This is a genomic window from Paraburkholderia heleia NBRC 101817 (genome assembly GCF_000739775.1).
GTDB lineage: Bacteria > Pseudomonadota > Gammaproteobacteria > Burkholderiales > Burkholderiaceae > Paraburkholderia > Paraburkholderia heleia.
The window spans coordinates 1-9,994 of sequence record NZ_BBJH01000016.1 but is presented as its reverse complement, the minus strand read 5'-3'; the positions used below and the strand labels follow the sequence as shown (position 1 = coordinate 9,994).

Annotated in this window: 6 protein-coding genes, 1 tRNA gene and 2 pseudogenes; 4 read left to right on the top strand and 5 right to left on the bottom strand. The window is 61.0% G+C overall.

The features are described 5' to 3' along the window. Positions 1-369 precede the first annotated feature (369 nt). Positions 370-1,227: pseudogene (locus tag BHE01S_RS36795) on the top strand (IS110 family transposase); the annotation flags it as partial. A gap of 107 nt (positions 1,228-1,334) precedes the next feature. Here the strand turns inward: BHE01S_RS36795 and BHE01S_RS15125 are convergent. Further along, positions 1,335-1,688: pseudogene (locus tag BHE01S_RS15125) on the bottom strand (Arm DNA-binding domain-containing protein); the annotation flags it as partial. A 415-nt stretch (positions 1,689-2,103) separates the two neighbouring features. Further along, entirely contained in the window at positions 2,104-3,201 is a 1,098-nt protein-coding gene (locus tag BHE01S_RS15120; protein ID WP_042265385.1) for an IS5 family transposase, read from the bottom strand. A gap of 837 nt (positions 3,202-4,038) precedes the next feature. On the opposite strand from BHE01S_RS15120, the gene BHE01S_RS15115 reads away from it, so the two are divergent. From BHE01S_RS15115 to BHE01S_RS15105, 3 genes are all read left to right on the top strand, one after another. Beyond that, on the top strand, positions 4,039-5,505 hold the full coding sequence (locus BHE01S_RS15115; protein ID WP_042265382.1) for an amidase family protein: 1,467 nt from the start codon (positions 4,039-4,041) through the stop codon (positions 5,503-5,505). Between the two features lie 63 nt (positions 5,506-5,568). Further along, a complete protein-coding gene (locus BHE01S_RS15110) occupies positions 5,569-6,060 on the top strand; it encodes a DUF302 domain-containing protein (RefSeq protein ID WP_042265381.1) in 492 nt (163 codons plus the stop codon). 27 nt (positions 6,061-6,087) lie between these two features. Next, positions 6,088-6,669, top strand: coding sequence for a TetR/AcrR family transcriptional regulator (locus tag BHE01S_RS15105; protein WP_042265379.1), 582 nt, complete (start codon positions 6,088-6,090; stop codon positions 6,667-6,669). Between the two features lie 480 nt (positions 6,670-7,149). Here the strand turns inward: BHE01S_RS15105 and BHE01S_RS15100 are convergent, their stop codons facing one another. From BHE01S_RS15100 to BHE01S_RS15090, 3 genes are all read right to left on the bottom strand, one after another. Continuing rightward, positions 7,150-8,385: a tyrosine-type recombinase/integrase gene (locus tag BHE01S_RS15100; RefSeq protein ID WP_042265377.1), complete on the bottom strand. Its 1,236-nt coding sequence runs from the start codon at positions 8,383-8,385 to the stop codon at positions 7,150-7,152. A 170-nt stretch (positions 8,386-8,555) separates the two neighbouring features. Continuing rightward, positions 8,556-8,648 (bottom strand) — tRNA-Sec (locus tag BHE01S_RS15095). Between the two features lie 46 nt (positions 8,649-8,694). Further along, the coding region (locus BHE01S_RS15090; RefSeq protein ID WP_042265375.1) for a SelB domain-containing protein at positions 8,695-9,994 on the bottom strand (1,300 nt) is incomplete at its 5' end.

Below are 9,994 nucleotides of genomic sequence, written 5' to 3'. Positions count from 1 at the left end.
CACTTGGGCGTCGCCAAGCAGGGAGCGGGGATCAGGACGTACAAGGAGTTGCCGAGCACTGCATCGTGCATACCCTGGCGCCTCGGCGATCCAATCCAACAGGGCAGTCTTCCCCATGCCCGCCTCACCCAGAATGACGAGGGGCTCAATTCGCGCACGTAAATCCACCTGACTCAGGCGCGTGCGACCGTCATCTGTGTCGCACCAGAGTGTGCGCTCAATGAAATGGTCCATCGGTTTGAGTGCCTCGAAGCGTACCGCAGCGAACTGCACACGCTACGGTAGATGCTATGTGGGAGGGCCGCGGAAGTAAGTCCGACTGGAGTAAAACGGAAATTGCACACTCGTTTTCTCCGAAGGAGCACGCAAATGGATGCGCCTGACACAGCCCTCCATGGGCAGAATACGACTACAGGCGGTCGCCTGTACATGGCTTTAGAATTGGGCGAGAAGAGTTGGAAGCTCTCACTGGGTGACTGCCAGCGAGCACCCGCCCGTTATACCGTTGCCGCTGGTGATACCACAGCTGTTCTCGCAGCTGTCGCCAACGCGAGGTCGCGTTGCCATCTCGGCGCCGACACGACCGTCTGCAGCTGTTATGAAGCTGGTCGCGACGGCTTCTGGCTTCACCGCTGCCTTGCTGAACAGGGCTTCGTCAATCTTGTGGTGGATTCGGCCAGTATCGAAGTAAACCGTCGGGCGCGCCGCGCCAAGACAGACCGGCTTGACAGCGACAAGCTGCTGTCCATGCTCATCCGCTATCACACGGGCGAACGGCGCGTGTGGGCAGTGGCCCGCATCCCTACGCCCGAGCAGGAGGACGACCGGCGTCTGCACCGCGAACTCGAACGCCTGCGGCACGAGCGTACTGCGCACACCTACCGGGTCCGCTCCCTGCTGGTACTGCACAACCTTCGAGTCAAGTACGTCGGCGGTCGCCTCTGGACGCACTGGTGGGCCCGGCAACGCGAACTGCTATTGCCCGGTCTGCGCGCGGAGATTGAACGCGAATATGAGCGGCTCACGCTTGTGCGTAAGCAGATCCGTCTGCTCGAAGCCCAGCAGAACCAGCAGGTGCGCAGCGGCGCCCATCCCGGCATGACCCTCCTGAGCCAGCTCGCGGGCATCGGTGCTGGCAGCGCCTCGACACTGATCAGGGAACTGTTCGGTTGGCGGCAGTTTCGCAACCGACGGGAACTGGCCGGCTGTCTCGGTCTGGCACCCACTGTCAGCGTCGGATAGATACTCCCCGTTTTCGTCGAAGTAATTTTCCCCAGTTTTCATGAGTGCGGTGCGCGGCAGGGATGCCGGCGCCGCACCGACTGATCACCGACCCATTTCCCGAACGTCATCGCGTCGGCCGCTTCTACGCGCTTTTCAACCTTGCTTCTGGACGGACTGACGCCCTGCTCCACTTCCCGACGAGCACGCTCAAGTAGCAACCTTGCTTCCGCAAGACGCATCGACATGCCAAAGGAAAGTTCGTCGGCAGCGCGAGCGCCGCGCGCAGGCAACCCGGGATCGTAGCGGCCAATGACCAGGGTCTCCCGGCGACCATTCAGACGATAGTCGAAGCGAAAACTCACCGCTCCGGCCGAGGTGACCGCCACGTACAGGCCACGCTGATCCGTGACCTTGTATATCCTGCCGGTCGGTCTGAGCGCCCGCAATTCGAGGTCGGTCAGCATGCAATCCTCTATGAACTGATACCGTGTTTGATACCGTAACGCGCCGTGACGGTATCAAAATGGATCGTCTGCAGAGAAAGATGCTATACCGTCGCTCATGCCGTCGGCGACGGAACGCTGCCGACGGACGGCAGCGGACCAAAATAGTCGATAAACCCTTGTTTTTGTATGGGAAACCAGGGAATCGCCGGACCTCTGCAGACCACTGCAGAGGATCCTAAATTACTCCCACTCCAACATATTCCAGTAACGTCCATTAGCAGGTTGCGGAAATACACCCCCAGCGGAAGCGGCGCTCCTCGATTTACGCGCTCGCCGGTCGCAAACTTTCGCATTGTGCAATCTCAACGCGAATTCAACGTTCTTTCGGCGGCTTGAGGCTTAATTTTTGGCCTCATTGCCGCGCTTACCGCCACTATGGACGGACTTGTGCCAGCGATCGCATGCGCACAAGGTTGTACGCCGCCATGTTCAACACGAACATCTGGTCCACCTTCTTCAAACCACGCACCATCACCTGGCGCATGCGGCCCACGGTCTTGGCCCAGCCGAAACCCTGTTCGATCAACTTGCGCTTTTGCTGCGAAATGGCGTAGCCCGCGCTCGAGGCAATTGTATCGGGCACTGCCGAACGCCGCCCCGAGGTGTTTTGCGCAATGTGCGGTGTGATCTTCATCTGTTGGCATGCCTCGATGAATTCTTGGGCATCGTAACCCTTGTCTGCACCCAGCGTAATTTCTGCGTTCGGATCCTGTACCGCTTGCCGTGCGTCGTGGATCATGATCTTTGCCGCTTCACGCTCGGCATGCCCGTCGGCACGTGTCACGCGCGCGTTGACAACCAGGTCGTGACGGTTATCGGTCAGCGTATGGCCCATGTACCGCAATTCGCTGGCCGTTTTGCCTTTGCGATAGAGCTGCGCATCTGGATCGGTCTTCGACTGATGTGTCTCGTTGCTACGTTTTTCGCCCTTGAAATCGCCCGCGCCGCCACCGTCGTTGTCCTGATCGCCTCCATTCTTGCGTATGAAGCTCTTGTGTCCAGCCCACGCCTGAATCAGCGTGCCGTCGACGCTGAAATGTTCACCCGAGAGCAGGTACTTCTTCTCGGCAATGGCCACCACTTCGTTGAAGAATTCGATGACGGCGTCGTGTTTGATCAGGCGTTCGCGGTTCTTCGTGAAAACCGTGGGCACCCACACCTCGTCATCCATTGCCAGGCCGATGAACCAGCGAAAAAGCAGGTTATATTGAACCTGCTCCATCAGTTGGCGCTCTGAGCGAATGCTATAGAGCACCTGGATTAGCATGGCTCGCAGCAGCTTCTCTGGCGCGATGCTCGGCCGTCCACCTTTTATGTCCGCTTCGTACATCTCGGCGAACAGTCGATCCATCCTCGCCAGCGCTTCGTTCGCCATCACGCGGATCGAACGCAATGGATGCGACTTCGGGACGAAGTCATCCAGCTTGCGCACGGAAAACAGACTCTCGGTGAACGTGTCGGCGCCGCGCATGATTTCCAGTGGGCAAGTGGTGGTTGATCTATCAACGCTTCACGAACTCTGAGCGATGACGTGTTTCAGCGGTACTTCAGCAACCTGTTAGACGCCTACGCCGGGAGTATCAATTGCGTTAATGAGACGGCGCGCCGCATTCACGATTCGCCAAAAACTCGATAATTTCCTCGGAGCGCGCAGTTGATGTTCGCATAGATAGTGTCGACCGCGGCTGACTTTGCCGTCGATATGAGACGCAGCTTCACAAGTCGCCCGTCCGTCTTCGAGCTTGCACGTCAACGATCCACTGCCGTCCGTGAGTGCGAAACCCGTCTGCGACGTCATACTCTCGAACGAGAAAAGTTTCGCGACACGCGCCTAATCAGGCCGTCCCTGATCGATCCCGAAGCAGACGAACGTCGAGTCGCTAAGTCGGCGACGGTTTCCGAGGACACAGCAGCCATTCGTCGCCCAACGGTGCCTTCGGTCCAGCCACGCCCCGTCGCGCTGCCCCGGAACAAACCGCGACAATGGGACGGCGACCCACTGTCATCGTTCGGATCGGCTCGCGAACAGTCCCAATTTTCTTACCCGTTCGAGTCCCACGGATCTCGGCATCTCTCGTTCAACTGCGGGTAAGACCAAATAGTAGTCATCGAGCATTACACAGTTCCCTCGCAGCGAGTGGGACCCAGCATAGTCTAGATCCTCCCGCGCTTCCCAACGAAGTCGTAAGCGCTGCGAACCCTCTTGCATTACGATCGTAATTCTATATTATGATCGTAATCCGATGCGACTGCGACCCTCTTCGGGGTCGTGAAATGCCCGGTCACACATCATTCTTGTGAGGAATTTATGAACGACATAATCGCCAGTTCTAGCCAAACGTCTGCGCCGGAAATGCAGAGGTTCGCTTCACTCGGGCTCGCCGCGGCCGCCGACGCGATCCGTAGCGGTGAGATGACATCAGAGGCGTACGCCACGGCTTTGCTGCGGCAGGCTCGGTCGCACGCTGACCTTAACGCTTTCATCACCATCGACGGAGACGCCGTGCTTGAGGCTGCGAAGAACGCAGACAAGGCGCGGTCGGCCGGGGCGGAGGCTCCCCTACTAGGTGTGCCGATCGGGGTGAAGGACAGCTACCTGACGACGGGGCTGCCCACGAGCATCGGCCTCGATCGTCTGGCGCACTTCATTCCGACGGAAGACGCCGATGCGGTCCGGGCGATCAAGGAGGCAGGCGCCCTCGTCTTCGGCAAGAACAATCTGGTGGAGATGTCCTATGGGCTGACCGGGCACAACGAACGCTATGGCCAGGTGAAGAACCCGCGCGCCCACGATCGCGTCACGGGCGGGTCATCAAGCGGTTCTGCCGCATCGGTGGCCGCCGGGATAGTGCCCGCCTCCTTGGGTGGCGATACAGTCGGATCGATCCGTGTGCCCGCGTCGCTCTGTGGTGTCGTAGGCTTCAAGCCGACCACAGGACGCTGGCCGCGTAACGGCGTCGCACCGATCTCCCACACTCTCGACACGACGGGTGTATTCGCGCGTAGTGTTGAGGATTGCATACTGCTGGACCAGGTCGTCACCGGGGAGCAGGCTGCGGAGCCCGTCGAGTGGGATTTCAACCTCAAGGGAGCCCGACTGGCCTTCGCGCCGCGGCAGTTTCTGGGTTTGGTTGACTCGGAAGTCGAGAATCGTTTCCGCGAGGTAGTTCGGCGGTTGCAGGACGCCGGCGCCGAGGTCTTTGAGATCGACCTCGGGGAAGATTTCAATGCACTCATCCAGACAACTACGTGGGGCATTTTCGCCCATGAGACCCAGGGCGCGATCTCGGAATTCCTCCGTCTACACAATATTCCGACCACATTCGAGGCGATTTACGAAGGCCTCAAGCCTCACCTTCGCCAAGCGTGGGAGCACATCGTACTGCCAGGCGGTGCAGGTGCTACCTCAGTGGAGGCCTATCAGACTGCGCTCAATGTAAGCCGTCCGGAAATCCAGCGCCGCCTGAACCGGGCATTCGTCACGCGAGGGGCGCTTGCCATTCTGCAGCCGACGACGCCCTGCACGGCGCCTTCGATCGAGGAGCAGGGAGAGTTCCACATCGCGGGCCAGGAAGTCAGCAACCTCGCTTTGGCGAACCACACTTTGTCAGCGAGCAGCGTGGGGCTGCCGGGTATCAGTCTCCCTGCGGGCATGTCTCGCGCGGGCCTTCCGATCGGTCTTGAGCTGGACGCCCCGCTGGCGGGCGACCGGGCGCTCCTGAAGCTTGCCCGCCAGATCGAGGCAGTCTTAGGCACCCAGCCGCCGACGCTCTGACGTTCTAGCCCTTTCCGTGGGAAACGGGCCAACCCGAACAGCAACTGAAACGAGGATCAACAGATGGCCAATGCACTGTACTCCACGCGCACCATTTCGATTGAGCACGTCACAATCAAATCGATAAAGCCATTCGAGGAAGTTCGAGCCAAGCTCGTGGCCTTGGCGCCTCGCATCGATGACGGCATCTTCACGCTTCTGCGATACGGCGAAAGCACGCGCGCCCTTCGAGAGTTGGAGGCATGTCCGCCACTCACTATTTTCGGCCAGCGTGACCACGGGGCGCTGCTGGCTATTGCCGGGCTGACGCGCCGATCCATCCAGTACGATATCGGCAATCCGCTCACCGCATCGAAGATGACCCGCCATCAACTGTCGGCGGGACTCTATGCACCCATCCGTGTGCTGCTGCGCGAGGATGGCGATGGCGGTGTCGGGTTTGAATATGATCGACCAGCCTCCGTTTTCGGCCAGTTCGGCAGCGAGGAGGTCAATACCGTGGCTCAGCAGCTTGATCGCGACCTCCAAACCTTGTTGGAGGCGGCTGCAAACTGACGGCTGCGGGACACTAGTGGAGAGAAAATGCGTTTCGAAAAAGGTCACAAAGCCGTGACTCGGCAGCATATCCTTGAGGTCGCCTCGAAATGCTTCCGTCGGGATGGGGTCTCGGCTGCGGGCATCAGTGGGATCATGGGAGAGGCCGGCCTAACCAACGGCGCGTTTTATCTCCACTTTGAGTCCAAGGAGGCGCTTGTCCGAGAGGCGGTTGGGAGCGCGCTAGCGGAGCGGCAACAGAACCTCGAAGAGAAAGTTCAGGCAGGCGTTGACCTCGAGGGAGTAATTCGAAGCTATCTCAATCAGGCGCATCGCGAAGACCCAGCATGCGGATGTCCATCAGCGGCCTTGCTTCCGGAAATCGCTCGGCAGTCTGTGCCAACACGGCAAACCTATGAGGATGGGCTGCAAAGCTTCGTTTCGACGTTAGCCGCATTGCTCCCAGAAGCCGATTTCGCTGCAGCCGGTCGTCGGGCGACAGCCATCTTCGCTCTCATGGTGGGAACTCTCCAATTCGCGCGCGCCGTGCCAGACGTTGCACGCGCGGAGCAAATCCTGGAAGGCGGCGTCGAGGCAGCGCTCCTCCTTGCCCGAGCGTCGCCCGTCTGAAGATCTCGTGGCGCACACCCCAGCCTCCTCAGGCTGAGCCAGCTCAGTGCCGAGATCCAAGGTGACCTGCGGATGGACCGCCGACTGCCACCGGTGTGAAGCAGCCGTTCGAGCATCCGCCGTGTGACCCCATTGAACGGTAGAAACTGGCCGACACTTGCCCGTCGTCCCACACGCGTGCGCTACAGGGCCGCGTGTCGCGCGTCAGACTGTACCCGAGCATGCCCCTGAGGAAAAAACCGGCAAATGATCGCTCCGTCTTTCACACTCGCACAAAGTTCGTCCGTCGGCGTGATGGTTCTTACGCGATGCTCCGGGACATGGCCCGGCCTGACGGTCCGCGCGAGCGATTGCAGCATTCGGGTAAATCGCGGGTAAAAACCAGACGTGCCACTCTGCGACCAGCCATTGGGCCAGGGTGTGCATAGGTTTCCACGATCCCGTGTTGGCTCTGAACAACAACCATGCAACGAACGCATGTTATGCAGCCGACGCCATCATCACAGCGCCGTCTTTGTTTTCGCCGCAATACCTTCCCCAGTCCTCCATCATCAGGCGCCGACGCTCGAGCTGGTCGCGACGCCGGTAGGCCGCCACTGTCTGCGATGCGATGACGTGAGCCAGGGCTTCCTCAGCGAGCGAATCGGGATAGTCCGTACATTCCGCAACCCAGTCGCGGAACGTCGACCGGAATCCGTGTACGGTGATGCCGTGTCGCGACATACGTCTCAGAAGCGTCAGCATCGCCATATTCGACAACGGACGTCCTTCCTTGCAGCCCGGAAACAGATATCCGTATTTTGCCTTCGGCAATGCGTTGCGCACGATCTCGACGGCGCGGTCACACAGCGGTACGCGAAGGGGCCGGCCGCTCTTGGTGCGATCGCCAGGAATTGACCACGTGCGGGCGGCGAGGTCAAACTCCTCAGGCCGCGCAAAACGCACCTCGTTCGTGCGGGTCGCCGTAAGGATCAGCAGATGCAACACACGCGCAGCACGCCGCGGACGTTGTTCAAGCTCGCGGATAAACGCAGGCAAGTCCTCCCAGGGTAGTGCCGGATGATGGTTCACTTGCGAACGTTTCTTCGACCGCGGCAGCACAAGTTGCAGATGATCAACGTATCGCGCAGGGTTGCTGCCGACGCGATGACCCAGCACCGTCTCTGCGTCGAGAATCGCCTTAATGCGGCCGCGTACACGGCGCGCAGTCTCCGCCTTCTTCGTCCAGATCGGCTGAAGGATCCGTACGATCATCGCGGTATCAATGTCGCGCACCCGGACGTCACCGATCACCGGATATGCATACGTTTTGAGCGTGTTACCCCACTGCTGAACATGCTTGCGATTTCGCCACTGCGGTTCGTGCGCACGGATAAACGCTTCAGTTGCTTCCCGAAACGTCACATTGGCGTCCGGCGATATATCGAGCAACTGTCGGCGCTGCTGTTCGCGCCGCGCAAGGATGGGATCGATCAGGTCCCTCACCATATCGCGATACCCGGCGGCGAGTTTTCGCGCCTCACCCAGGGAAACACGTGAGAGCGGACCCAGTCCCATCTCCCGCATACGGCCATTCAGTTTGAACCGGAACACCCATGAACGCGCCCCACTGTCCGCGATCTGCATGTAGAGGCCACCGCCATCCGCGTAATGGCCCGGCGTCACCTCTTTCGCGACCCGCAGAGCGCTGAGCCGATGCAACTGTCGTCCAGCCATATTGACCTCCTCCTACCCACAAACCCACATCGCTACCCATACTTCGTGAGGAAATTGTGCGGGACGTCAGCGGCAGCCGCAAGCACGTCGTTACCCATAAATCGCTTTAAAATCAGCGACCTGGAGGACGTTAGTAGAAGAGCACGGAATAGCCCGGAAGGCCCATAGGGCGGAAGGCAGCCGGAGTCGAACCGACCCGGGAGCGGCTGACGCCCCCAACCAGGTTTGAAGCCTGGCCGTACCACCGGATACGAATGCCTTCCTTCGTCGAACCCAACCACCTGCAACCGCACGCACATACCGGTGTGCCTACAACCATTCGCGCATCCGGCTATCGTTCCGGAGCAAATGCGTATTGCGTTGAAAGCGAGTATATCCAACGCGGTCGAAGTACTCCAGAATCTGAATCGCGCGTTTTCGGCCCAATGCCGTGGCGTCGCGAAACGCCGCGGCATTGACCGCGCCGCCCTGCGCCTCGGCAATCTGTGCGACGGCACGCGCGAGCGTCCGCACCACGTCGCGATCGTAAAAAAGATCGCGCACGACCTGATACACCCTACCAAGGCGCGCGAGCTTGCGCAGCAGCGCGCGCACTTTCTCCTCCGGCTGCCGAGTCTCGCGCGCGAGATCCCGCACCCACGGCGGATCAAAACGCCCCTGCGCGAGCAGCGGCAGGAGGCGCGACGCTAGCGCTTCATCGTCGGCGTCGAGCGTCACCGCGTGCGACGGCAAATGCAGCCACGGGCCACTGCGTGCCACGCGCCCCTCGCGCTCGAGCGCTTCAATCGCGGCGCGCCACACCGCATCGCTCACGAGCGGCGCCGCCATGCGACGCAACCGTGCCGCGTCCGGCCCCTGCTCATCGGGCGAGCGCGCATGAAACCCGGCGAGCGCTTCGACAATGCGCCCGGTGAGCCGCGTCCAGTGCGCATGTGCGATCACCGCGCCCTCGTCGTCGCGTCCTTGCGGTGCGATGGAAATCGCACCGGCGGGCAAAGCGAGCGCGGCATCGTCGTAACCGGTCAACTGCACCAAGGTCGCGCGCGCAATGCCGCGCGGCGCTTCTTCGATTAGCGGTGCCAGGCTCGCTTCGTCGAGCCACGAGCGCAACGCGTCGAGCCATGCACGCCGTTCGGGTGTCCGGCGCCGCCGCGACGGGCCGTACGGATCGAGCACACGCCCGCCGCCTACGGTATGGTTCGCCTGTGCGTTACGGACAATGAAGCGGTCTCCCGGCAACGCGTGCAACGGCGCATCGAACACGAGCTGCACGCGGGCCGCCGCGCCTGGCGCGAGCGTTTCGCCTTCGAGCAACGCGACGTTCGCAACCCGATGCGTCGTGCCGAGATGCACATGAAGCGGCGCCCAGTGCTGCAACGTGATGCCCGCGTCGTCGAGCCACTGCAGTTCGACGTCGAGGCGCATGGCCGGTTCGGCCAGCCGCGTATCGACGATCCAGTCGCCGCGCGCAATCTGCTCCTTGTCGATGCCCGCAAGATTGAGCGCGCAACGCTGACCTGCGTGCCCCGCGTCGCCGGCCTGTACCGCACGATTCTGCGCGTGCAGGCCGCGCACGCGCACAGACTTGCCGGCGGGTGCGAGCACGAGC

Coding starts and splice junctions, on each gene's coding strand:
- BHE01S_RS15110 (WP_042265381.1), top strand. CDS start 5,569: ATGGCCAATGCACTGTACTCCACGCGCACCATTTCGATTGAGCACGTC.
- BHE01S_RS15115 (WP_042265382.1), top strand. CDS start 4,039: ATGAACGACATAATCGCCAGTTCTAGCCAAACGTCTGCGCCGGAAATG.
- BHE01S_RS15120 (WP_042265385.1), bottom strand. CDS start 3,201: ATGCGCGGCGCCGACACGTTCACCGAGAGTCTGTTTTCCGTGCGCAAG.
- BHE01S_RS15100 (WP_042265377.1), bottom strand. CDS start 8,385: ATGGCTGGACGACAGTTGCATCGGCTCAGCGCTCTGCGGGTCGCGAAA.
- BHE01S_RS15105 (WP_042265379.1), top strand. CDS start 6,088: ATGCGTTTCGAAAAAGGTCACAAAGCCGTGACTCGGCAGCATATCCTT.